Here is a 25,233-nt window from a genome sequence, read left to right on the forward strand (position 1 = left end):
TTAAGATGGAATTTTTAATCACATTATGGCAGCAGTTTTTAACGACCTTACCTTTATTTATCTTAATTTTGTTAGGTTATATTGCTGTAAAAATGGGCCGTTGGCAAAAAACGGTAACCGATAGTGTAACTAAATTCACTTTTTATATTGCTTTCCCAATTATGCTCTTTCAAATTATGAGCCACTTTTCTGAACATTCAGAAATTGATATTAATCTTTTATTAGTGTTTTTTGGTGGCTCATTTATTGTTTTTGCCTTGAGTTGCTTTATTGCGGTTAAATTTTTTAAACTTAATGGTTCTGAAAGTACCATGTTTGCTATGGGTGGAATTTACACAAATACGGTATTTGTTGGTATTCCAATTATCAATATGTTATTGGGTGAAAAAGCGATTCCTATAGTCGCCATTATCGTAATATTTAATGCTTTAATTTTATGGACTTTAGCAACAGTATCCATTGAATTTGTGCAAATGGGTAAACTTTCAAGCAAAGGATTTATTAAAGCCTTTAAAAATGTATCCAAAAATCCAATTATCATCGGCATATTTGTCGGTATAGCGGTTAATTACATCGGTATACCTTTACCTATATTTATCGAGAAATCGACCAAAATGGTCAGTGATATGACCGCACCGCTATCATTAATAGTATTAGGTATGGGACTGGCTGAATATAAAATTCGTAATGATCTCCATATCACTATAGCAATCTGTATTATCAAACTATTTGTTTTACCAATTGCGACTTATATTTTAGGTAAATTGTTAGGATTATCTGTTTTAGAGCTACAAGTTATCGTATTATTAAGTTCAGTATCGATTGCCATAAATTGCTATATGATGGCAAGACAGTTTGAGGTTTTACAAGGACCTATCGCATCTAGCTTATTGATATCAACGGCGTTGTCATCGATAACAACACCGTTAATTCTATCAATAATGTTACAGTTACCTTTTGCTTAAGATTAACTTATTTCACCGCAAAATTTTTGAATTTGTGGTGTAAAATCAAAGCAAAAACAATAACTGCACTACCAATAGTGAATCGCCCCCAATCTATTGATTGGTGCCAAATAACAACATTGACTAAAATACCAGCCGGAATAACCAAATTATTCATAATTGCCAATGTACCAGAATCGACTTTAGTCGCGCCTAAATTCCATAAGAAATAACATAATCCCGAAGCCACAACACCTAACCAAATAATAATCCCCCACTGTAATTGAGTGGTAGGAAGTTTGTCAGCATTACCAAATAATAACCAACCAATAGATGCTACAACTATTGCGCCAAAATAGACCCAAGCAAAAGCTTGATGTTGCGGTAATGGATAGAGTTCCATAATACGTTTATAGCCGACTTGCCCTAAAGCAAAGACGATATTGGCACCCTGAATTAATAAAAAGCCAATAATAAAATCACGACTGATGTGGTCATAACGGATAATTGCCGCACCAATTACCGCTATAATGGCCGTTAATAAATAATTAAGTCTTAGTCGATGCCCTTGCAGTAAATCATAGATGATGGTGACATAAATTGGCGTTGAAATGGTAAATAATAAAACCTCTGGTACCGAAATATATTGGAATGAGTTGTAATAAAAGAAGTACATAATTCCTAATTGGCATGCACCTACTCCCATCAAAAGCAACATCTGCTTTACAGAGACATTTTTAAAACGTAAAAAAGGAATAAAGGTAATAAAAGCCAGCAAAACGCGCATGACTACCGCAAACCAAGTATCAACTTGACCACTTAAATAAACCGCAATAAAACTAAATGAAAACGACCAAATAATGGTGACAAAAATAAGGTAATACATAGCAAATTTGTACCGAAAATAAAAAGTCAGGCATGGTAACAATTCGTTTTAACAATGTAAACAATAATTAAAACCAAATGTTTACCAATGGTGAAAAATTTTGCCGAACAAAACTTTTTAAGGACAAAATTAACAACTAAACTGCTAAAAAGGTCATTATTATGGCATAATATGAGCTAAATCACATTTTTGCCAGTTACTTTAAATCTCATAAAGAGCTTTATGGTTTAGTTGCAAATCAATTCAAGAGTAATTATTAGTGTTAACAACAAGCAATATCACAATGCAATTCGGTAGTAAGCCACTATTTGAAAATATTTCCGTCAAATTTGGTAATGGTAATCGTTATGGATTAATTGGTGCCAATGGGAGTGGTAAATCAACTTTTATGAAAATTATTGGTGGCGATTTAGTGCCAACTTCAGGCAATGTATCGCTTGATCCACATGAAAGATTGGGTAAATTACGCCAAGATCAATTTGCTTTCGAGGAGTTTACTGTTCTCGATACTGTAATTATGGGACATACAGAATTATGGCAAATCAAGCAAGAACGTGATCGCATTTACTCGTTAGCAGAAATGAGTGAGGAAGACGGTTTTAAAGTCGCTGATTTAGAGACCCAATATGCCGAAATGGATGGTTATAGTGCGGAGGCCAGAGCTGGTGAATTATTGCTTGGAGTTGGTATTCCTATCGAACAACATTATGGCCTAATGAGTGAAATTGCTCCAGGTTGGAAACTACGGGTATTATTAGCCCAAGCACTATTTTCAAATCCGGATATTTTATTACTCGACGAACCAACCAATAACTTAGATATTGATACTATCCGTTGGTTGGAAGATACCTTAAATGAACGTGAAAGCACCATGATCATCATATCCCATGATCGCCATTTTCTTAACATGGTCTGTACCCATATGGCCGATATGGATTATGGTGAACTTCGTATTTACCCTGGCAATTATGATGATTATATGACTGCCGCTACTCAAGCAAGAGAACGTTTATTAGCTGATAATGCGAAAAAGAAAGCACAAATAAGTGAATTACAATCCTTCGTCAGTCGCTTTAGCGCTAATGCTGCAAAATCAAAACAAGCAACGTCACGAGCAAGACAAATTGAAAAAATAAAATTGGAAGAAGTCAAAGCATCCAGCCGACAAAATCCATTTATTCGCTTTGAGCAAGATAAAAAACTGTTTCGTAATGCACTAGTGGTAGAAAATCTCACTAAAGGTTTCGATAATGGTCCTTTATTTAAAAATCTTAATCTCATGGTCGAAGTTGGCGAAAAAGTAGCAATTTTAGGGACTAATGGTATCGGTAAAACTACCCTACTTAAAACCTTGATGAATGAATTAACACCAGAACAAGGTGATATTAAATGGTCAGAAAATGCCAATATTGGTTATTATGCGCAAGATCATGAATATGAGTTTGAACAGGACTTAACTGTATTTGAATGGATGAGTCAATGGAAACAACCTAATGATGATGAACAAGCGGTACGCAGTATTTTAGGTCGATTATTGTTCTCCCAAGATGATATTAAAAAGCAAGTTAAAGTTCTATCTGGTGGTGAAAAAGGCCGTATGCTGTTTGGCAAATTGATGATGCAACGACCAAATATCATTGTCATGGATGAACCTACCAATCACCTTGATATGGAATCGATCGAATCATTAAATATGGCATTAGAGCTTTATCAAGGAACGTTATTTTTTGTATCGCATGACCGCGAATTTGTCAGCTCACTGGCTAGCCGTATTATTGAAATCACGCCAGAAAAAGTGATTGATTATACCGGAAACTATGAAGATTACTTACGAAGTCAAGGCATAGAATAAAGCAGCATGCAAAGCAATAAAAATAGCCACATAAGTGGCCATTTTTTATTGGCTGGTTATAAAGAATTAAAAATCTAATTCATCCCACCAAATATCGATTAAAGCGCTGGTTTTAACATTTTTTAATCCATGACTCTCAAGCCATTTAGTGACATTGTCACGATCCTCTTCAGTACAGTTACCTAATTTTTGGGTACAAATAATCCCCTTCCAAGTCAAATAACCACTTCCTTCGTAAGCCAAACCATTAGCTTGTATTGCTTCAACGATAAATTGATCGACAACGTTATCGATGGTTTCTTCATTAGTTCCTTCGTCAAATGACCAGCTTACAGTAAAACCTAACTCTTTAAATTCTTCAATATGTAATTTTTTTCTTAAACGACGACTGCGATTAACCTTAGCCATAATAATATCCTTCTGCTTTTTAATAATTTAGTTAGTTTTAGAATGTGTATGATGGCTTGATTGCTTCATACTATTCTGATGATTTTTAGAAGTTCGAGATTTATCAGCACTTCTTCTTTTTGTTGGAGCTCGTCTGGCTGGCGCTTTTTTGACTGGCTCCGCTTTAATTCGAGAATCGACTTCAAATCCTTGAGTAAAAATTTCTGGAATCGGCTTTCTAAGTAATTTCTCAATTGATTTTAATTGAGGAAGTTCATCAATACAAACCAGCGATATAGCTTGGCCTTGATTTTGCGCTCGCCCTGTTCGACCAATTCGATGAACATAATCTTCTGCTACTTGTGGCAGCTCATAATTAATAACATAAGGTAATAACTCAATATCCAATCCTCTGGCGGCGATATCTGTAGCGACTAATGCTCGTATTTGTCCCGACTTAAAATCAGCTAACGCTTTCGTTCTGGCGCCCTGACTCTTATTACCATGAATTGCTGATGCTTTAATGCCATCTTTGGTTAACTGTTCTGCTAGATGGTTAGCGCCATATTTGGTTCGAGTAAAAATTAACACCTGTTGCCATTGATTTTTGCCAATTAAATAAGAGAGCAATTCACGCTTACGACGCTTATCCACCCGATGCACATATTGCGTAATTTGCTCAGATGCACTATTGGTTTTCGCCACAGCAATCGATTCAGGCGAATTTAAGATGGTATTCGCTAATCCTTTTATCTCGTCAGAAAAGGTGGCGGAAAAAAGTAAATTTTGGCGTTTTTTCGGTAATTTAGCGATCACACGACGGATATCATGGATAAAGCCCATATCTAACATACGATCGGCCTCATCCAAGACTAAAATTTTTACCGGCGAAAGATCGACAGCATTTTGGTGCACTAAATCTAATAATCGTCCTGGTGTGGCAATTAAAATATCCACCCCACCGCGAAGTTTCATCATTTGAGGATTAATACTAACACCACCAAATACTACTAATGAACGAATAGATAAATAACGACTATAATCACGAATATTTTCACCGATTTGCGCGGCTAACTCACGTGTTGGCGCTAAAATTAAGGCATATAAAGGGCGTTTACCTTTTTTCGGTTCTGATTTAGCTGAATTTCTTAATTGCATTTGATGCAATTTTTGCAAAATGGGTAAACCAAAACCTGCGGTTTTACCGGTACCGGTTTGGGCACTAGCCATTAAATCTTTACCAGACAGTATTACGGGAATAGCTTGTTGTTGGATAGGAGTGGGATCGGTATAGTGTTGTTCTTCAATAGCTTTTAAAATCTTGGCATCTAAGCCAAGAGAGTCAAATGACATGTAATGATTCCTAAATAATCGAAAAAATGAATAATCGTAAACATTATAAAGCAATTTGATAATAATTGTCTGATTATTTTATCTTTTCATTGCTAGTTATTTAATATATGCTACCATTTTAGAAAATAACCCTATAAAGTTTAGAGTTATTTGTCGCTTAAAATTTATTCATAGTATTTTGCTTATATTTTAAGCAAATTGTACAGGTGATATTGATTATCATTATCATTTATTGTATTGTTGCTACCCCAAAATATAATTATTTTATGGAATAGGTATGTCTTTTAACTTTCCTCATTTAAAAAAATTACTTATCGTCTTGATATTAAGTTGCTTTAGCCTTAATTGTTTAGCCAAAGATGATATTACTTTCGCAAATTTTCGTGATATTCGTGATTTAAATCCACATTTATATTCAGGTGAAATGTGGGCACAAAATATGTTATATGAATCATTAGTTCACTATAATGAAGATGGAACTTTTTCTCCATGGCTGGCAGAAAGCTGGACTATCACTAACGAAGGTAAAACTTACACCTTCAAACTAAGAAAAGATGTCACATTCAGCGACGGAGCAAAATTTGACGCGCACAGTGCCAAGCTAAATTGGGATGCCGTGTTATCTAACAAAGTTCGTCATACTTGGTTAGAAATGGTGCGTTTAATAACTGAAGTCAAAGCGGTAGATGATTATACTCTTGAAGTTAATCTTTCTGAGCCTTACTACCCTTTCATGATTGAAATTGCCGTCACTCGCCCTATGCGATTTATTTCCCCAAATTCTATGATTGATGGGGAAACTAAAAATGGCGTGAAATCTTATATTGGTACCGGCCCATATGTTTTAGGTGATCATAAGAAAGATCAGTATGCAGTGTTTAATGCCAATCCAACTTATTGGGGTACTAAACCGTTACTGAAAAAAGTGACTATGAAAGTAATCGCAGATAATCAAAGTCGACTAATGGCTCTTGAAAAAGGTGAAATCGATCTGATTTATGGTAAAAATATGGTTGATGCGGATTCATTTGAGCGTTTTTCTAGCATGGATAAGTTTCAAACTTTAATGTCTAAACCGGTTTCCAGTCGAATTGTTTTAATGAATACGACAAGAAACCAATTGAGTGATGTTAATGTCCGCCAAGCTATTGAACATATTATCAGTAAGAAAGATATCTCAGAAGGTATTTTTAATAATAGCGAAGCACCAGCTGATACGTTAATGGCAACCAATATTCCTTATGCCAACATTGGTTTAAAGCCTTATGTCTACGATACAAAATTAGCTGAAACACTACTAGATAAAGCTGGCTGGCTAAAAGTTAAAGGTGAAGATTATCGCCAAAAAGATGGTAAACCGTTTGAGATCACTCTTTATTATGATAGTAATACTGCCTCTCAAAAAACTATTGCCCAATATATGCAAGACGAATTTGAGCAAGTGGGATTAAAGCTTAATATTCATGGTGAAGAAGAGCAAGGTTATCGTGATCGCCAAAAAGCGGGTGATTTTGATATGGTATTCGATATTTCATGGGGAACACCATATGATCCGCAATCATTTTTGTCAGGAATGAAATTACCGGTTTATGGTGATTATATGGCGCAACAAGGCTTGCAAGAAAAACCACAAATTGATGCGAGTATTAGTAAAGCATTAATTTCAACTGATGAAAAAGAGCGACAAGATCTATTCCGTTATGTGCTAGAAACCTTGCATAATGAAGCGGTTTATATTCCGCTGACTTATGAGCGTAATCGTGCGATTGCGGTTAAATCTCTAAAAGGAATTGAGTTCGCTCCTTCTCAATTTGATATTCCATTTGAGAAAATGCATTTTTGATAAACTAATATTATTGGCGAATAATGTTAAATTATATTATTAAACGTTTAACCATGATGATACCGATATTATTCGGTATCTCTTTTATCGCTTTTTTTCTTATTAATTTAGCCCCATCCGATCCTGCAGAAGTTGCATTACGCTTAAACGAAATCATGCCGACACCAGATGCTATTGAAAGTATGCGTCAAGAATTGGGATTGAATAAACCTTTTTTAGAACGCTATTTTATTTGGCTATATGATGTTTTACATCTTGATTTTGGTCGTTCATTTATTCATCGAGATAGACTAGTTTGGGATGAGATGATCCGCAGTTTAATTCCGACATTAATTTTAGCGATGTCGGCATTTGCATTTACACTTATCATCAGTTTAATTTTAGGTGTTTTATGTGCCATCTTTGCCAACTCAGCGTTTGATCATATTGTTCGTATCATTATCTTTCTAGGTACTGCAATGCCTAGTTATTGGTTAGGTTTACTCTTTATTTGGCTATTTGCCAATTATTTAGATTTACTGCCAACCAACGGTTACGGAACATGGCAAAATCTCATTTTACCTACCTTAACCTTATCGTTTGTCTATATCTCAACTTATATTCGTTTTATACGTAATAACATGTTGGAAAATATGCATAATTATTCGGTATTTTATGCTCGTAGCCGAGGTTTAAAAGAAACAACGATAATTGTTAAACATGTGTTAGTTAATTCTCTACATACTACTATCACGGCTTTAGGTATGACTATTCCGCAATTAATAGCTGGATCTTTTGTCGTCGAATATATCTTTTCGTGGCCAGGACTTGGTCGTTTATGTATCGCGGCTATTATGAATCGTGATTATCCGGTCATTCAAGCTTATATTCTTATCATGGCTATTCTATTTGTAGTTTGTAATTTTATTGTTGATATCATTCATCAATGGTTAGATCCACGATTACGAGATAACGGTGGTGCCGTATGAATATAACTAAACAACTGATTAACAATAAAACAGCTTTAATCTGTTTAATCATAATCACCACAATCGTTATATTAGGTATTTTAGCACCTTATATCGCACCGTATGATCCCAATAAAGTTCGTATTGTGCGTAAATATGCCGCCATGTCTAGTCAACATTGGCTTGGTTGTGATCATCTTGGTCGCGATATTTTATCGCGTTTGCTTTACGGTATCCGTTCTACGCTGTTTTTATCCTTACTTACCATGATCATCACTATCGTAGTTGGTAGTCTGATCGGCCTTATCTCAGGTTATCAACGAGGCAAACTTGATGAATGCATTATGCGCCTTTGTGACATTATGCTGTCATTTCCTAGTCAAGTTATGATTTTAGCGATTGTTGGTGTGTTAGGTGTAGGTATTGAAAACGTCATTATCGCCAATATAGTGGTTAAATGGGCATGGTATAGCCGTATGATTCGTAGTTCAGTTATCAAATATAGCCGAAAAAATTATATTCTTTTTTCACGCGCAATTGGCGCACCACATTCGTTTATTATTTGCCGTCATTTATTACCTAATGTTATGTCAGAGCTGGTGATATTAGCAACCTTAGATACAGGTTGGGTAATTTTAAATATCTCAGCACTATCCTTTATTGGATTAGGTGTTCAAGCACCTACTGCCGAGTGGGGGTTAATGTTAAGCGAAGCGAAAAATGTCATGACTCAACATCCGATGCAGATGGTCTTTCCTGGTATCGCAATTTTAATTGTCGTTGCAGCATTTAATATGTTAGGTGATTGTTTAAGAGATATTTTAGATCCAAAGGACAAAAAGCATGAGTAGCTCGCTATTAGAAGTCAATAAACTTACGATTACCCTCGACAATGGTAACAAGCTATTAGATGATGTCTCATTTACAATTAATCGTCATTTATGTTTAGGTATTGTTGGTGAAAGTGGCAGTGGCAAAAGTTTAACATGTAAAGCCATTATCGGATTGTTAGAGCCCTATTTTGATGTGTCAGGTCAAATATTATTTAGGCCACACCAAGCTAAACTAACCTTAACTAATAATGGTGATCTATTACAACAGAATAAACAGACCTTAAAGCAGATACGTGGTAAGGTAATTTCGATAATATTACAACATCCTATGAGTGCTTTTGATCCACTGTATTGTATTGGCAAGCAAGTAGTTGAAACACTGCAAGCACATCAAGATATTAACAACAAGCAAGCCATGACAAAAGCGTTAGAAATGATTGAAAATATTGGCCTTAATAATCCACAAGAGATCTATAGAAAATATCCTCATCAATTAAGTGGTGGCATGTTACAGAGAATAATGATTGGTTTAGCATTGATGCTTGAACCAGAACTCATTATTGCTGATGAACCCACTACAGCACTTGATTCAATTAGCCAATTTCATATTTTAAAAATGTTTACCGAGATAAAACAGAACTCGAAAACAACCGTGATTTTTATCTCTCATGATTTAGGTGTGATTCATCATATTGCTGATGATATTATTGTGATGAATAAAGGGAAGATTGTGGAATCAGGTAGTCGTGAACAAATTTTTTACCATCCTCAACATGACTATACTCGTTACTTGATAGATACACGCAAACAGTTATTAAATAAGTTCAATGCTATTATTGGTTTCAATAATCCAAATTTGATCACGGAGATAACTTAATGCCACCGTTATTACACGTTGAAAATGTAAAAAAATCTTTTTTACAACCGAATCAAAATCTGTTTAGCCGAAAAAAGAATACCGTCATCAATGGCGTTTCATTCGAACTAAAACAAGGTGAATGTCTTGGCATTATTGGCGAAAGTGGTAGTGGTAAAAGCACATTAGGTAAACTGATTTTAGGTTTAGAAAAACCTGATAGTGGTAACATCTATTTTAATGGTCAGGATATAGCTAAACGGGCTTGGAAAAAGTCAGCAATGCGTAAAGATATCAGTGCGGTATTTCAAGATTATAATGCCTCAGTCAATCCGTATTTTACTGCAGCCCAGATTATTGCTGAACCGATTGACATCTATGAAAAACTAGCCAAAGATGACCGTAAGCTGCGTATTAACGCTTTATTAGAACAAGTCGGTTTAGACAGCTCTTTTTATAATCGTTTTGCTCACCAAATGAGTGGTGGTCAATTACAGCGTGTTTGCATTGCCAGAGCAATTGCCTGCTCTCCGCAATTTATCTTATTTGATGAAGCTGTGAGTTCATTAGATATCTCAGTACAAACCCAAATATTGTCACTACTTGCCGATTTACAAAAGCAATTAAATCTTACCAGTATTTTTATCACCCACGATCTAACGACCATTACTTATCTTTGTAACAAAGTGGCATTTTTTTATAAAGGTGAGATCATTGAATATATTGATAGTATAGACAAACTTAATCAAGTCAAAAACCCTTACTCTATCCAACTTCTCGAATCAGTTTTAGGTTTTTAAAAAATGGCAAACCCATCAATATCAAATCAACAGTATCAGTTTATTGATTATCTTAAATTAGTGATTCCCTTTGTACTGTCAACTATCACCACTCCCCTGCTTGGCGTAGTTGATACTGCTTTAGTTGGTCATTTACCTAATCCTGCTTTTATTGCTGGCATTGCCATAGGAACAGTAATATTCAATACCATTTACTGGTTATTTGGCTTTTTAAGAGTCAGTACCACAGGTTTCGCAGCTCAAGCCTTGGATAACGCATTATTACTAAAATCTTCGCTTATTCGCCCCCTTTTTATTGCGATTTTTTTAGGTTTGGTATTTATTATTTTTCAAAAGTTCATTTTTTCTGCTTCAATGCAGATCATTAATCCTAATCAAGAAGTTCAACACTATGCTGATAGCTATTTTTCCGTATTAATTTGGGGAGCACCTTTTGTGCTAATCAATTATGTGTTAGTTGGTTGGTTAATGGGTATCTCTAAAGTGAAAGCAGTATTATTTTTGCAAGTTTTCATCAATGTACTTAATATCATAATGGCGATGCTTTTTGTCTGGTGGTTTCGTTGGGACATCAAAGGAGTCGCATTCGCAACGTTAATCGCCCAAATAAGTTGTTCTTTAATCGGGATTTGGTTCATCTATCGATATCTACCAAAAACGCATCAAAAAACTGACTTAAAAGCTATTTTGTCATGGCAATCATTAAAAGGGGTCATTTTAGTCAATACCAATCTAATGATAAGGACTATCTGTTTATTAATCGTCACCAATCATTTTATTTCGATTGGCTCAACATTCGATACCGAAGTATTAGCCGCTAATGCCGTCTTATTTCAGATCCATTATATGATGGCATATCTGTTTGATGGTTTTGCTAATGCATCAAGTGTATTTAGTGGTCGCGCGAAGGGCAATAAAAGTATGGAGCTCTATAACCAAACTTTACGCTGGTCATTGCAAGCCTGTTTTATTTGCCCAATTATAATAATTGCTATTTGGTTGGCGTTTGACACCTCAATTATCAAGCTACTTACTAATCAAACGGAAATTATAAATCTAACTCTGCAATATCAATCATGGTTAATTATATTCCCTATCGTTGCCGCGGGTGGATTAATCTATTATGGTGTTTTTTCCGGTATTAGTTACACTTCATCCATCCGTGATTCAATGTTATTAGCGTTATTGCTTTGGTTGATAGCACAATATTTTGCAGTGCCAGTTTGGGGAAATCATGGATTATGGCTGGCTTACAGTTTATTTAGTTTTGGCCGAACAATATTTTTAGTTATTTGGATTAAAAAATCGCGCAGCTATATTACTGCTTAATGGCGCATTATCGCAGATTTTTAATCAGATAATCGTCCTAGTAGCAAGTATTTTAGTACAAATTTGAAACTATCTTTTTCGATTAAACAGGCGTAAAATTTGCCTTCATTGTTCTAATTACAGTCAATATTGTGCCTAGTTATTCTGCTATCAAAAAAAGAATTCAACTTTATCATAAAATACGTAGTTTTCAGGATAAAGCCCCACTAATCGTACTAATAGTTGCCGGTGTTATCGGCACTATCACGGGTATTGTTGGCGTATTATTTCAATATGCAGTGAATTGGGTTATCTCACTGCGTAAAACATTATTATTTGATCTAATCGACAATGAAATAATTAATTATCTGTTAATCTTTGCTATCACAGGAACAATGGGCGGGTTAGCTTACTATTTAGTCAAACGTTTTGCTCCTGAATCTGGCGGTTCAGGTATACCAGAAATTGAAGGTGCATTACTTGATTTACGTCCAGTTCGTTGGCGATCTGTCCTACCAGTTAAATTTATTGGTGGCATTGGTGCTTTGGGCTCTGGTATGGTGTTAGGTCGTGAAGGCCCTACTGTTCAACTCGGTGGTAATATTGGTGCAATGGTCTCTGATCTGCTCAAAGTTAAAAATAAAGCTTATCGGCATACTTTTTTAGCAACCGGAGCCGCCGCAGGCATTACTGCAGCATTTAATGCGCCGTTAGCTGGAATACTGTTTATTATAGAAGAGATGCGCCCACAGTTTCGCTACAATTTGACCTCAATAAAAGCCATTTTTGTTGGCGTGATTATGGCCAGTATCATGTATCAATTTTTATATAATCAGGAATCAGTCTTTCAAATCGGCCACTTTAATGCTGTTCCTATTGAATCTTTATGGCTCTATCTCTTGTTAGGGACTTTTTTTGGCGTTATTGGTGTTTTATCAAATAAGTGCATATTGACCTTACAAGAGCGATTCAAACAATTTTATCAATTTAATCAATACTACTTTGTTATCACTGGATTTTGTTTGGCAGGGTTATTTGGAGTTATAAGCTTCAACCTCCCTGAAATAACCGGTAGCGGTTTTGATTTTATTCCTAATGCAGTTGCAGGTAATTATGCAATTAATAGTTTGATAATGATTTTATGTTTGCGCTTTGTCACTACCGTTTTATGCTTTAGTTCCGGTGCGCCAGGTGGCATTTTTGCCCCAACTTTAGCCCTAGGGACAACGGTTGGGATCGCTTTTGGGGTGATTGCGCAACAAATTTACCCAAATTATCATATTGAACTCGGTGCTTGCGCTATTATTGGAATGGGTGGATTATTTGCGGCAACTATACGCGCGCCACTCACAGGGATTGTCTTGGTAATGGAAATGTCAGATAACTATCAGCTTATTTTACCGATGATTATTACTTGTTTAGGTGCGACACTCATAGCGCAAGCGTTGGGTGGAATGCCATTATATACGTCTATTTTGGAAAAAATATTATTAAGAAACAAACTTCAACTAGATAACGCTGCTCAACTAACGGCAAGTAATTCTTAATAAATTATAACCTAATCAATCTAGAAGTTTTGGATGGAAAAAAATAAGAAGAAAATTTTAATTAAGTCGTTAACTTAGTAATGAATCAAAATTAATACCTAAATGTTTCGATTCATTACTAAAATTCATCTAATAGCTAATAATCTAATATTTACCTAATCTAACTCACAGATTTCTTTGATTGATAAAGTGGTAGGAATATTACGATCATCAGAAAATTGAAAACGGAAAATAAAACGAATGTCATAAGTTTTTAAGACATTTACGACATCAGGTTTATCACAAAATTGACTATTAAGCCCTAATCTAACATTCTCCATAAAATCATTCAAAGGGGTATTTTGGCTATCTGAAGGCATTTTATATTCAAAAACCACATTATTAATATTCGCAGTAATATTGGTAACTTCATAACCGGCCTCTACTTGAATAGGAAATTTACCTTTTTCTCCTAACAATGAGCGTTTTGCACTATCTGCTAATGCTTTAGTAACCTTTACTCCCGTATTTTTATCGGCTGTAGCTGCATTTACGGTCGTAAACATAAAAAGGCTTGAAAGCAACACTGTCAATTTAATAACTTTTTTCATCATTTTTCCTTACTCTATACCTTATAACTCTATTTCTAATCAAAACTATTGATAAATAATTATATTTTTATTGTTATCTTAAATATTTTAATTTATTTAATGGTCTAAATAATAATGATTAATAAAAATATCTGCTATCTTACACAATATTTCTGATAAAAAAAGCCAACTTAACAATTTATTGTTAAAAATTTAAATGAAATTAAACAAATATTGATCATTTCAACTTTGACTATTTTTATCACTAATGCCAATTACTCAGCAAAAATTTTTCCTGAATTTAATAATCTTTAAACCAAAATTTAACTAGATATGTGGATTTTTAAGCTTTAATTTTGAGATACCCAAATATATACGTTATATATGATAATTTGAACTTTTTGACAAAATTTATTTACTAAATTTATCTATTGATAGTAAACATAATTCCAAATAAAATCTCGAAAATTAAGTGCCTTACCTTGACATAGTAAGGCACTTTATAGGTTATTGTGGGGTTAATGACATGATAACTGTTTCAAAAGGTTCAAGCGTTAACATTGCTGTTTTCGAAATAGTTGTTGGTTTTTTTGCATGTAACTTACTAGCATAATCAATTTTAATTTGAAAACGATCAGTTGCATTATTTGGTAATTCTAAATCATTTTGTAAATCTAGATAGTAAACTTGCTGTTTATCAGATGGATTACGTAAAGTGATAATTGCTTTATCTTTACTCCAACCAGCCCAACCATATACTCCTAATTTTGTCGGGTCTTTACCTATCCAATGGCTATCAAATAAAACATCTTTATTAGTTCTTGCCCATTTTGCTGCTGTAGCAAGAGTATCCCAATTTTGGGTCGTTAATAATTCAGGTGTAATATACATCTCTTGCAATTGAGTACCTGTTGCAAAGTAGCTCCATACCTGATCGGCAAAATCTGTTTCACTTTCTTTATCAAGATTTTTCGCCTGTTTTGCATAGACAATACCATGCAACATTAAGGAGTTAAGCGGGAATAGCGGGCCTTTTAGAACTATAGAACGATAAGTTTCGGCATCACGATAAGTTAACCACTGTTGCACTTTGTTACCAGGTCCATAGTAGTTAACATCATCCCCACCTCGCCATATTGAATCGGCATAGAATAACCATGATGGCGTTGCTTGAGTACCGGTGGTTAAATTGATATAGAGATTTGGGTTAGCATTGCGCATATCTTCAATTAAATGGATAGCAGCATCAAAATCACTAGTGAATTGACTACCAGCAATAACCTTATCAGCATTACCAGTTCCATCAAGTTTAAACATGGTTATGTTTTGGTTATTAATCAATTCGAGGATTCGTTTATGGAAGTTAGTATAATAATTTGGCCCTGACAAGGCTAATTTACCGTCCATAGTTTCATAACCAAATTCAGGCGCATTAGCAACACGTTTATCACGTGGTTTATTATAACCGCCCCATGGTGATAACCAAATCCCGAGTGCCGTTTGATACTTATCAGAAGCTGCTTTCAAATTATTAAATTCATTAGGGAAATTGGCACTAAATCCCCAGTTCCCTTTTAGATTATCCCAACCATCGTCAAATAAATATCCATCCAATTTTACCTGACGTTTTTTTACCAATTCCTCACCATATTGATCGATTCTCAATAAGGCTTCTTTTTCAGTATAAGGATTAAAGAATCCTATATCTAGCCATGAGTTATAGTGTAAATAAGGACTATATGGACGTTGACGAACACTATCAATGAACTGGTTAATGTTACGTCTTAACTGACCTTTTTCATAAGTACCAATGTAAGTTTTATAACTTAAAGTATGTTCAGCTTGTAATGGAATAGCTTGTGGAATTTTTTGTGATACACCACCTTCATAAGCAACCGTATTGGTTAATGGATTTTCTGGAATGATAAAGAAGGTATCACTAATAATCGGTGAACTTACCACTGAACCATACACAAATGGTGCCTGTGAACGGAATGGCATTAATGATACTGATGACATTGAAAGTGCTTTATTCTTAGGTGTGATTCTTAATTCATAACTCGCAAAATGTTTATCATCATTTAGATTAACAACAGTCTCAATCGACATATCATGACCAGTATAATTTAATATCATACCTGTATCTTGTTGTTGCACTTTATCTAGTGAAAAATCTTTATCGGTTAACTTATCTCCTGATGCTAAAACAATCTCAAACAACGTTTCAATTTTTACCGAATCATTATTCAATGGATTAATAATATTTAGTGCTATAATACTATTTTGACTATCATCCTTAGCCAATTTAACTTGAGTATTTTTTCCTGATAACTGATAATCTTTAGCCCAAGCAGCGCCTGTTGGTAAACACAATGCAGATAACACACCTAGCACAACCAATTTTTTCATATTTTTTTTCATTATTACCTCCTGAAGGACAAACAATTTTTTCAATAAGCACATATTAGACTTAGTATAAACATCAAATATTGATGAAATTGTGATCTTCTTTGCAGTTTATTAGAATCGCTAAATTGCCAAAAAATGACTGAATTTCCTTTTTACTGAAAGACATATATTTGGCGGGAAATGATTACAACTAGTTTTTTATTACCATAAATCAAGTCATTTCTAAATTAGCCATAGGTAATAATGAAAGGTAGGGTTAGCAATGAATGAAATATTGCTTTTATTTTTCGACGTGATAAAGATCACAATTTCAAAATAAACTTATTGGCAAAAGCCAAAAATTCGAGAATAAAATTTAATAACGATACTTAATAACCAAAAAGGTAACACTGAGTGTTACCTTTTAAAGTTACAACATAAAATTATTACTGTTATTTTTTAGTATGATGAGGATCTTTAACTGAATCACCTTGACCACTAACCACATACCAACCATTCTTACTATGTGGCTTTTTATTATGATCAGGACAAGGGGGTAACGATTTTTTACTTTGGTTTGAATATACATAGCCACAATCAGCACATTTATAAGTGCCAGCTGAAACATCACTACCGTATGCAGCAAATTTTTGTACCATTATAAGCTCCTCCAGTAAAATGTTATAAATAATAAGCCGATTTACTTATTACAGTTATATATAAACGCTGATTGAAACAAAAATCAAGTCAAGATTGAATAAACTCTCAATATCTTCGCTAAAAGAGCTTTAAAATATAAAAAATTTAGATTTTTAAGTTTAAATACTCGATAAAATGAGCAAGGTAATTCTGTCTTATCTCAAATTGATAATAATGGCGTATTAAAAGCAATTAACAAATAACAAATAAGAAAAAGTACTCAATCATCTTAAAATAACTGACGAATACTTAATAAAATGCAGCTAATTTTTTAAAAGGCTTTCTTAATATATTTTACTTTATGGATAAGAATCATTGGATTGTTTAACAAGGAAAAAACAACATAAACATCTTAAAGTTTTAATCAAAACTAAAATAATGTAACCTAAAAAGCAACCTAGCGCAGGAATAAACGCCGCAAGGATGAATCCCAAATCATTGTTATAACCATAATCAAAATAATCAAAATAAAAATTTAAAAAACCAAACCAGCCAAAAGAGAAAACTAATCCACAAAATAATCCTATAAAAGAAGTTAATAAATGTGTCCGAGGTGTAATAAATAATTTTATTAATTGTATTAGGAAAAAAACAATTTCAAAAACTATTGTTATACAAAATATTATCTGAAGGACATATGCAGCTACATGACTAATATAGAATATGCTTTTTAATGAAAAAATATTATAAGTAATTATAAATGCCAAATAAGTAACCCCAAAAAGACAGATCCATAATTTATCTTTAGATAAATATTTAATAATTTTGGGCATAATTAATCCTTAAAAACTTAAGTTAACTTCACTGTTAACCGGTAAAAATCTCATCCAATTAAATATGATTACACGCTAATAAAATTAATATTTAACTGCTTAGTAATCAGTTATGCATTCTACTTTAGATGGCAAAATAATTCTCTCAAGCAATATCAAAAAAACGACAGGTAGTCAAAAAAATATCATTTAGATAAAACACAATATAAAAAATATAACATTCTGATAAGTATTAAAATAATATAACTTATAAAACTGCCAATCGCAGGCAAAAACGCCCAAACGAGAAACCCTAAACCATCCCATCCCCCACCATTATATTGGTTGAAATAAACATATAAAATAAATAGCCAAACAAAAGAAAATGCTAACCCAAATATTAATCCTAAATAAGAGGTTAACCAATGTGTACTATTAACAACAAATAGTTTTATCAACATTGAGAGAAAGAAAATAATTTCAACTACAACCGCGATAGCAAATAAAACATCAACAATTGGCTTACCCATATTGCTAATAAACGAGTGGCGATTTTCTAAAACTACATAATATGTTATGTCCATACTAAAGTAGAATATGAAGAAGAGAACGATCAATACAGAATCTTTAAGCAAATATTTAATAACGTTTAACACACCTAATCCTTGAAAATATCATTAAACTTCCTGTTAATCCGTTGGAGAATTGTTTATTAATAACGTTTTTTTAAGGATTAAGATTAGTTTAATATTATTCAAAAAGCAATTTAGATATGGTGAAATTGATATCTATATTTTAAAAAATTACTGTCACTGATAGTGTGCAAACAAAATAGCCCCTAGCAAATTTTTACTTGTTTTTGTTTAAGATTGAGCTGCAAGTTTCTGTCTTGCAGCCCTTTGAATTGGCAAAATTATTCTAACTAATAAAATACTACATAATAAATAGTCATGACGTGACAATCACAATTACGTGTTCTATCAAAATGATAAAAAAATGTTTGATATCGCAGATTTTGTGACGCTATGACGCCATTGAATATTGTAAATTGAAGATAGATACGGAATATAGATTACTACTCAATATATTAAATAGTAACTACAGGCGCAATTCAGCAATCCTGTAGTTATAAATACTCTATTTTATAACAAGTTGTTTTATTATAAATGATTTCAAGAATCTACAAGAAAAATATAAAATTGTCGCAAAAACCATACTAATAATAATTGATAAAACAAATAGTAATACAACATTTATACCTGAAAATACTGAGTATTTTTTTAAACAAAACATTAGTGTAATATGTGATAAGTACAGTATGTATGATATATTGCCAATTTTTGCCAGAACTGGATTAGATAAAAATCGCAGAAAAAATTCTTTCTTATAAAAGAGCAATATTATAATAAATGCAAATGGGAAATAGATATTAAAATATTGAAAACTATCTTTTTTACTACTACACAATAGAATCAATAGCCCTACAATAGATAGTAACTCTATAAGAATCAGAATGAAATGAAGCTTTTTTTGGTTTATCCAGTTCCAATCATTTTTATTTATATAATCTGAAATCATGTAAGCAAAAATACCTACCGACAGACCTAAAAAACCTCTTACCATATCTTGTGACAAAAAACCTAATACCATTGGTACAGAATAACCTAAACCTACAACTGGACCTGTGTTTGATGTTATAGCAAATAAACAAAAAAATGATAATAACGGGATATATAATTGGAGTGCCTTTTCTTTAAAAAAGTACATTAATGCATACAATAAACAACTAAGCCAAAATAGGACAACAACGTACCAAGCACCTAGCAACATCGTCTCAATTCCGCTAACATCAGTAATCATAATAAAATTTAAAAAAAACGCTTTACCGCTACCCATGTTAACGTTTAAACATCTCATTAAAGTAAATAATAAAATCATACAAAATAAATATTCTGGATACAGCCGTTTTATTCTAGATATAAAAAAATCTATTAACCCTTTTGGGTTTTCTGTATATAGCGATTTTAAATAAAACGACCTGGCCAGCAAGAAACCAGATAAAACAAAAAAACAGTCAACAGCCAAATAAGCCGATCTAAAAATTTTATATCCTGTTCCATTAGCTAGTATTACTTGAGTGTGAAATAAACAAATAAACAAGGCCAACAAAAATCTTAAACTATTAAAAGATGTTATATTATTCATTGTAACATTTACATAAAATTAAAGTGCCAAAATATTAAGCTATTCATAATATTAACTCAAGCGTTTATTTTATTGACCGTGTTAAAAAACTAAATCTGATTTACTGTGGTTTTTCTGGCCATAGTTATATCGTGTTAGTTATACGGATTTGAGTTATATTAACACCGTATAAGTAAAAATTTTAAATCTCGTTGAATTTCATTAATGTTTGGTGAAGTTTCTTGAATTACGTAATGGTGGCCCCTACTGGACTTGAACCAGTGACCAATCGATTATGAGTCGACTGCTCTGACCAACTGAGCTAAGGGGCCATGTTTTGATGTGCTACTGACTTAGTAGGGTTGCGATTATAATAGAGTTAAAATTAATTTGCTACAATTAATTAACTAAATAGGTTGTTTTGGTTAATTATTAAGCTGACATTTGTCATAATAGCATCATTTATAATAAGCGATATTTTTTAATCAATTATCCTGATACAATGTTTTATATTATTATTACTAATGTTTTTTTATTGGTTGAGGAAATATTATGTCTATCAAAAAAACTCTTTTTATTAGTGCTGCACTGTCAGTGACATTATTTTTAAATGGTTGTAGTAGTTCAGATTATCAAGCTACCTCTGCTGGTCGCCAAGTTCAATTTATTGATACTAAACCAGCAGAAACCTGTCAATTTATTGGTAAAGCTGAAGGTCGTCGTAGTACCTTCTTTTCTGGCTTAAAAACGCATAGTGAATTAATCCGTGATGCAGCAACTGACTTAATGAATAAGGCTGCAGCTATGGGTGGTAACGTAATTTATAATGCTCAAGATGCATCTTTACAATATGTTTCCGATATTGCCCCAACAGATGCAGTTATGGTTGGTGAAGTTTTCAGCTGTAAATAGCTAATTAACAAATAAAAAGGGATATATTGATATCCCTTTTAGTAAAATTTGCCAAAATAATTAGCCATTTTGCTTTTCAAACTGTTGCATAAATTCAATAAGGTATTTGACTCCTTCAATTTCCATTGCATTGTAAATTGATGCGCGCATTCCGCCTGCAATTCGGTGACCTTTAATACCGATAATATTTGCTTGAGTAGCTTCACTTACAAACTTTTTATCGAGTTCTTCATTTGGCGATAAGAAGGTTACATTCATAATAGAACGATTTTCAACCGCTACAGTATTGCGATAAAAATCAGACTGATCAATAAATTGATAAAGTAATTGTGCTTTTGCTTGATTTCGTTGTTGCATCGCACTTAAGCCACCTAAACTCTTAATCCATTTGAAGACTAAACCTGACATATACCAGGCAAAAGTTGGTGGAGTATTAAACATTGAATCATGATCTAATAATATTTTGTAATCAAGTACTGAAGGTAACACTTTTTGCGCATAACCTATCAGATCTTCACGAACAATGACAATAGTAATTCCGGATGGGCCGATATTTTTCTGAGCACCGGCATAAATAATACCGTAACGTTTAACATCGATAGGTTGTGATAAAATACAAGAAGATAAATCAGCTACGACAGTTTTATCGGCAAAGTCAGGTTGTTCAAATATTTCAACTCCGTCGATGGTTTCATTTGGACAATAATGAACATAAGCACTATTATCGCTTAATTGCCATTCAGACATCGGTTTGATCGAGGTTATTCCTGAATCTTTAATAACAACATTTTGCTCAATTACATTACAATATTTTGCCGCTTCTTTTGCTGCACACTGACTCCAATAACCACTATTGATGTAATCAGCATGAGTGTTATTAGCTAAAATATTTAATGGTACAGCTGCAAACTGAGCTCTAGCTCCACCTTGGCAAAATAAAATTTTATAATTTTCTGGTACATTTAAAAGGTCACGAAGGTCGTTAGTTGCTTCAATCGCACATGCATCAAATTCTTTACCTCGATGACTTAGTTCCATCACCGATGCACCGGTGTTTTGCCAATTTAATAATTCAGCTTGTACTTGCTTTAAAACATCCGCCGGTAGTTTGGCCGGGCCTGCACTAAAATTATAACTTTTACTCATTGCGATTCACTTTCATCCATCAAAAAATAGAAAATCTATTTTTACACTCTATGAACCAATATACAATCAGATTTTTAGCAAAAATTTTGAGGAACGGGGTTTTTGAAGCATAAAAATACCGACATTAGTCGGCATTTGTCGCAAAGAAAATGAAATTTAGAGAGCTAGTTGCTGTTTAGCGTTTTCGATGGCGAATTTTACTTGTTGCGGTGATACGCCACCTTTTGCAGATCGTTTTGCTAAGCAAGATTCTAAAGATAATATAGGATAAACATCACCCTCAATGACTTGGCTGTATTGTTTTAATTCATCTATAGTTAGCTCTTCTAATGCTTTTTGTTTAGCTATCGCTGCTACTACCGCCTCACCAACAATATGATGAGCTTGCCTAAACGGAATACCTTTAGCAACCAGATAATCAGCAAGTTCTGTCGCATTAGAATAACCTTGTTTAGCAGCATTTTGACAATTTTGATAATTGATTTTTATATCTTCAAGTACTAATACCGCCATATCTAAACACTCTTGCCAACTGTCAAGTGCATCAAATAAGTGCTCTTTATCTTCTTGTAGATCTTTATTATATGCCAGCGGTAATCCTTTAAATGTAACTAATGCTCCAGTTAGTGCGCCAATTACTCGCCCTGCTTTACCACGAATTAATTCCAATGCATCTGGATTTTTTTTCTGTGGCATTAATGAAGAGCCTGAGGTAACGCGGTCAGATAATTCAACGAAATCCGCTTCACCACTATTAAAAATAATTAAATCTTCAGCAAAACGTGATAGGTGAACCATTCCGATTGATGCATTATTGAGTAGTTCAAGTACATGATCCCTATCAGACACCGTATCCAAGCTATTGTTGGTTGCAGTTGCAAAACCTAACCAGTTGGCTAACATATCACGATCCATAGGATAAGCTGTCCCCGCTAAAGCGCCACAGCCTAAAGGACTAACATCCAAGCGTTTTAGAGTATCTTGTAAACGACTTTCATCACGCGTTAACATTTCATAATACGCTAAGCACCAATGCGCAAAAGTTATAGGCTGAGCGCGTTGTAAGTGAGTATAACCAGGCATAACCGCATCTTGATGTTGTTCTGCAGTTAACACCAGTGTTTTACGTAATTGATTGATAGCAGAGATAAGATGAGCAATTTCATCTTTACACCATAATTTCAGATCGGTGGTTGACTGATCATTACGACTGCGACCTGTATGAAGTTTTTTACCTAAATCACCAACTTTTTCTATTAGTTTTTGTTCAACCCAACTATGAATATCTTCAGCTTCACTTTGCAAGATCTGCTGCGGATCTTGTTGTACCGAACTAAATAATTCATTTAACGCTTGTTCTAACTGTTGTTGTTCATCATGAGATAAAACGTTAACAGTGACCAATGCTTTAGACCATGCAATTGATCCAATGATATCCTGCTCTGCAAGCCGATAGTCAAAGCGCAGAGAATCATTAAAGTGTTTAAATCGTTGATCTGCTGCTTGGCTAAAACGCCCACCCCATAATGCCATAATCACCTCAAATGTTTTATTTCAAATCAGTCCTAAACAATTAAAATTTATTGTTTTTTTAATAATTTTAATGATAAGTTTATCTACAACAATACTATCGAAAAATATATACAGACCAAAGTCTGTATATATTATGTTTTATATCTAATTAAAAAGTCTTAAAAATTACTTTTTAGTTTTAGTTTTACTTTTTGATTTTGTGGTTTCTTTCGCTGACGATTTAGCTTTTTTAGTCGGCTGATTTTTCTTACCTTCATTTAAAGCACGGATACGTGAAGATAGGGAGAATAGACGAATAAAACCACCGGCATGACTGTGATCGTAAACTTCATCTTCACCAAAGGTTGCAAACTCTTCGCTATATAAGCTATTTGGTGATTTCTTCTGTACTGCGGTTGCATTACCTTTATAAAGTTTAACTACAACTTCACCAGTCATATCTTCTGCTAACACTTCTGCAGCGGCTTGAAGAGAACGGCGATATGGTGCAAACCAGCGACCATCATAAACAACGTAAGCCATTTCTAAACCAAGTTGTTCGCGCCATTTGAAGCTATCACGATCTAAGATCAGTTGTTCTAAACCACGTAACGCTGTCATCATGATAGTTCCACCAGGGGTTTCGTAACAACCTCGAGATTTGATGCCGACTAAACGATTTTCAATAATATCTACTCGACCTACACCATGTTTTGAACCAATTTTATTCAGCGTTGCAACACAGTTATATGGTGATAATTTTTTACCATTAACAGAAACAACTTCACCTTTTTCTATACCAATAGTAACAAACTCCGGTTTGTTTGGTGCATCTTCGGGTGACACAGTCCATGCCCAGCAATCTGCATTAGCCTGATTCCAAGTACTTTCAAGCACACCACCTTCGGTAGAAATATGCCAGGCATTTTCATCACGGCTATAGATTTTCTCAACTGTTGCAGTCGTTGGAATTTTTCGTACTTTTAAGTAATCAATTAAAGCTTCACGTGAACGTAAATCCCATTCACGCCAAGGTGCAATAACTTTAAGTTGCGGAGCTAGAGCGGTATAGGTTGTTTCAAAACGAACTTGGTCATTACCTTTACCTGTTGCACCGTGGCAAAGGGTATCCGCGCCAACTTCTAATGCATATTCAACTTGCGCTTTCGCAATAATTGGGCGAGCCATTGAAGTTCCAAGATAGTAAGTTCCTTCATATAACGCACCAGTTTTTAAAACAGGGTAAACATAATCTTTAACAAATTCTTCTCGTAAATCGACAACTTTACACGCTACTGCGCCAGATGCTTTGGCCTTTTTTTCCACATCTTTTAGTTCTTTAGGATCTTGTCCAACGTTGGCGACTAAAGCATAAACTTCACAATCGCCATAATTCTCTTTCAACCAAGGAATAATAGCTGATGTATCCAAGCCACCCGAATAGGCTAAAACTACTTTTTTTGTTGCACTTTTTTTCATGTTATACCCTTTCATAATTTACTGACGAAAAAAATA

The 25,233-nt window shown here is 33.8% G+C and carries 21 protein-coding genes, 1 tRNA gene and 1 pseudogene; 10 read left to right on the top strand and 13 right to left on the bottom strand.

Features of this window, described 5'->3' with window-relative positions; all coding sequences use genetic code 11:
- Nucleotides 1–5: 5 nt before the first annotated feature.
- Nucleotides 6–965, top strand: a complete 960-nt coding sequence (locus tag H3U97_RS03955; RefSeq protein ID WP_165755251.1) for an AEC family transporter — start codon at nucleotides 6–8, stop codon at nucleotides 963–965.
- A 7-nt stretch (nucleotides 966–972) separates the two neighbouring features.
- On the opposite strand, the gene H3U97_RS03960 is transcribed toward H3U97_RS03955, so the two are convergent.
- A complete protein-coding gene (locus H3U97_RS03960) occupies nucleotides 973–1,830 on the bottom strand; it encodes a carboxylate/amino acid/amine transporter (protein ID WP_198198239.1) in 858 nt (285 codons plus the stop codon).
- A 259-nt stretch (nucleotides 1,831–2,089) separates the two neighbouring features.
- On the opposite strand from H3U97_RS03960, the gene H3U97_RS03965 reads away from it, so the two are divergent.
- Nucleotides 2,090–3,682 carry an ABC-F family ATPase gene (locus H3U97_RS03965; protein WP_065651174.1) on the top strand — a complete coding sequence of 531 codons (1,593 nt, stop codon included), beginning with the start codon at nucleotides 2,090–2,092 and terminating at the stop codon, nucleotides 3,680–3,682.
- A gap of 66 nt (nucleotides 3,683–3,748) precedes the next feature.
- Here the strand turns inward: H3U97_RS03965 and H3U97_RS03970 are convergent, their stop codons facing one another.
- Entirely contained in the window at nucleotides 3,749–4,090 is a 342-nt protein-coding gene (locus H3U97_RS03970; protein ID WP_065651175.1) for a YggL family protein, read from the bottom strand.
- 27 nt (nucleotides 4,091–4,117) lie between these two features.
- Nucleotides 4,118–5,422 (bottom strand): ATP-dependent RNA helicase RhlE, encoded by a 1,305-nt coding sequence (gene rhlE / locus H3U97_RS03975; protein WP_198198241.1) that lies wholly within the window; start codon nucleotides 5,420–5,422, stop codon nucleotides 4,118–4,120.
- A 277-nt stretch (nucleotides 5,423–5,699) separates the two neighbouring features.
- Between rhlE and nikA the strand changes: the two genes are divergently transcribed.
- The 7 genes from nikA (at nucleotide 5,700) to clcA (ending at nucleotide 13,556) form a co-directional block, all read left to right on the top strand.
- Nucleotides 5,700–7,265, top strand: coding sequence for a nickel ABC transporter substrate-binding protein (nikA, locus tag H3U97_RS03980; RefSeq protein WP_086361203.1), 1,566 nt, complete (start codon nucleotides 5,700–5,702; stop codon nucleotides 7,263–7,265).
- 23 nt (nucleotides 7,266–7,288) lie between these two features.
- Entirely contained in the window at nucleotides 7,289–8,233 is a 945-nt protein-coding gene (gene opp1B / locus H3U97_RS03985; RefSeq protein WP_198198243.1) for a nickel/cobalt ABC transporter permease, read from the top strand.
- Between the two features lie 2 nt (nucleotides 8,234–8,235).
- Nucleotides 8,236–9,063, top strand: coding sequence for a nickel/cobalt ABC transporter permease (opp1C, locus tag H3U97_RS03990; protein ID WP_370545674.1), 828 nt, complete (start codon nucleotides 8,236–8,238; stop codon nucleotides 9,061–9,063).
- Entirely contained in the window at nucleotides 9,056–9,922 is an 867-nt protein-coding gene (locus tag H3U97_RS03995) for an ABC transporter ATP-binding protein (RefSeq protein ID WP_198198247.1), read from the top strand. Before opp1C ends, H3U97_RS03995 begins: the two co-directional genes overlap by 8 nt.
- Nucleotides 9,922–10,701 (top strand): ABC transporter ATP-binding protein, encoded by a 780-nt coding sequence (locus tag H3U97_RS04000; protein WP_198198249.1) that lies wholly within the window; start codon nucleotides 9,922–9,924, stop codon nucleotides 10,699–10,701. Before H3U97_RS03995 ends, H3U97_RS04000 begins: the two co-directional genes overlap by 1 nt.
- A gap of 3 nt (nucleotides 10,702–10,704) precedes the next feature.
- Nucleotides 10,705–12,030 (top strand): MATE family efflux transporter, encoded by a 1,326-nt coding sequence (locus H3U97_RS04005; protein WP_198198251.1) that lies wholly within the window; start codon nucleotides 10,705–10,707, stop codon nucleotides 12,028–12,030.
- A 131-nt stretch (nucleotides 12,031–12,161) separates the two neighbouring features.
- On the top strand, nucleotides 12,162–13,556 hold the full coding sequence (clcA, locus tag H3U97_RS04010; RefSeq protein ID WP_198198253.1) for a H(+)/Cl(-) exchange transporter ClcA: 1,395 nt from the start codon (nucleotides 12,162–12,164) through the stop codon (nucleotides 13,554–13,556).
- A 155-nt stretch (nucleotides 13,557–13,711) separates the two neighbouring features.
- On the opposite strand, the gene H3U97_RS04015 is transcribed toward clcA, so the two are convergent.
- From H3U97_RS04015 to H3U97_RS04045, 7 genes are all read right to left on the bottom strand, one after another.
- Nucleotides 13,712–14,146, bottom strand: coding sequence for a hypothetical protein (locus tag H3U97_RS04015; protein ID WP_034903049.1), 435 nt, complete (start codon nucleotides 14,144–14,146; stop codon nucleotides 13,712–13,714).
- 486 nt (nucleotides 14,147–14,632) lie between these two features.
- Entirely contained in the window at nucleotides 14,633–16,546 is a 1,914-nt protein-coding gene (locus tag H3U97_RS04020; RefSeq protein WP_198198255.1) for a hypothetical protein, read from the bottom strand.
- A 419-nt stretch (nucleotides 16,547–16,965) separates the two neighbouring features.
- The gene (locus tag H3U97_RS04025; protein ID WP_065578823.1) at nucleotides 16,966–17,172 is read right to left on the bottom strand and encodes a hypothetical protein; all 207 of its coding nucleotides are present in this window, start codon (nucleotides 17,170–17,172) and stop codon (nucleotides 16,966–16,968) included.
- A 339-nt stretch (nucleotides 17,173–17,511) separates the two neighbouring features.
- On the bottom strand, nucleotides 17,512–17,985 hold the full coding sequence (locus H3U97_RS04030) for a hypothetical protein (protein ID WP_065578824.1): 474 nt from the start codon (nucleotides 17,983–17,985) through the stop codon (nucleotides 17,512–17,514).
- 185 nt (nucleotides 17,986–18,170) lie between these two features.
- Nucleotides 18,171–18,620 carry a hypothetical protein gene (locus H3U97_RS04035; RefSeq protein WP_198198257.1) on the bottom strand — a complete coding sequence of 150 codons (450 nt, stop codon included), beginning with the start codon at nucleotides 18,618–18,620 and terminating at the stop codon, nucleotides 18,171–18,173.
- Nucleotides 18,621–19,101: 481 nt separating this feature from the next.
- Nucleotides 19,102–20,169 carry an acyltransferase gene (locus tag H3U97_RS04040; RefSeq protein WP_198198258.1) on the bottom strand — a complete coding sequence of 356 codons (1,068 nt, stop codon included), beginning with the start codon at nucleotides 20,167–20,169 and terminating at the stop codon, nucleotides 19,102–19,104.
- Nucleotides 20,170–20,403: 234 nt separating this feature from the next.
- A tRNA-Ile gene (locus H3U97_RS04045) sits at nucleotides 20,404–20,480 on the bottom strand.
- A gap of 220 nt (nucleotides 20,481–20,700) precedes the next feature.
- On the opposite strand from H3U97_RS04045, the gene H3U97_RS04050 reads away from it, so the two are divergent.
- Nucleotides 20,701–21,060 (top strand): DUF4156 domain-containing protein, encoded by a 360-nt coding sequence (locus H3U97_RS04050; RefSeq protein WP_198198260.1) that lies wholly within the window; start codon nucleotides 20,701–20,703, stop codon nucleotides 21,058–21,060.
- A 60-nt stretch (nucleotides 21,061–21,120) separates the two neighbouring features.
- Here H3U97_RS04050 and serC read toward each other — a convergent pair whose 3' ends face one another.
- From serC to H3U97_RS04065, 3 genes and pseudogenes are all read right to left on the bottom strand, one after another.
- On the bottom strand, nucleotides 21,121–22,206 hold the full coding sequence (serC, locus tag H3U97_RS04055) for a 3-phosphoserine/phosphohydroxythreonine transaminase (protein ID WP_198198262.1): 1,086 nt from the start codon (nucleotides 22,204–22,206) through the stop codon (nucleotides 21,121–21,123).
- Between the two features lie 156 nt (nucleotides 22,207–22,362).
- Nucleotides 22,363–23,739, bottom strand: coding sequence for an argininosuccinate lyase (gene argH / locus H3U97_RS04060; RefSeq protein ID WP_086361052.1), 1,377 nt, complete (start codon nucleotides 23,737–23,739; stop codon nucleotides 22,363–22,365).
- A gap of 243 nt (nucleotides 23,740–23,982) precedes the next feature.
- Nucleotides 23,983–25,197: pseudogene (locus H3U97_RS04065) on the bottom strand (argininosuccinate synthase); the annotation flags it as partial.
- Between the last annotated feature and the right edge of the window lie 36 nt (nucleotides 25,198–25,233).

Origin of the sequence: Gilliamella sp. W8128 (assembly GCF_016100545.1) — a bacterium.
Lineage (GTDB): Bacteria > Pseudomonadota > Gammaproteobacteria > Enterobacterales > Orbaceae > Gilliamella > Gilliamella apis.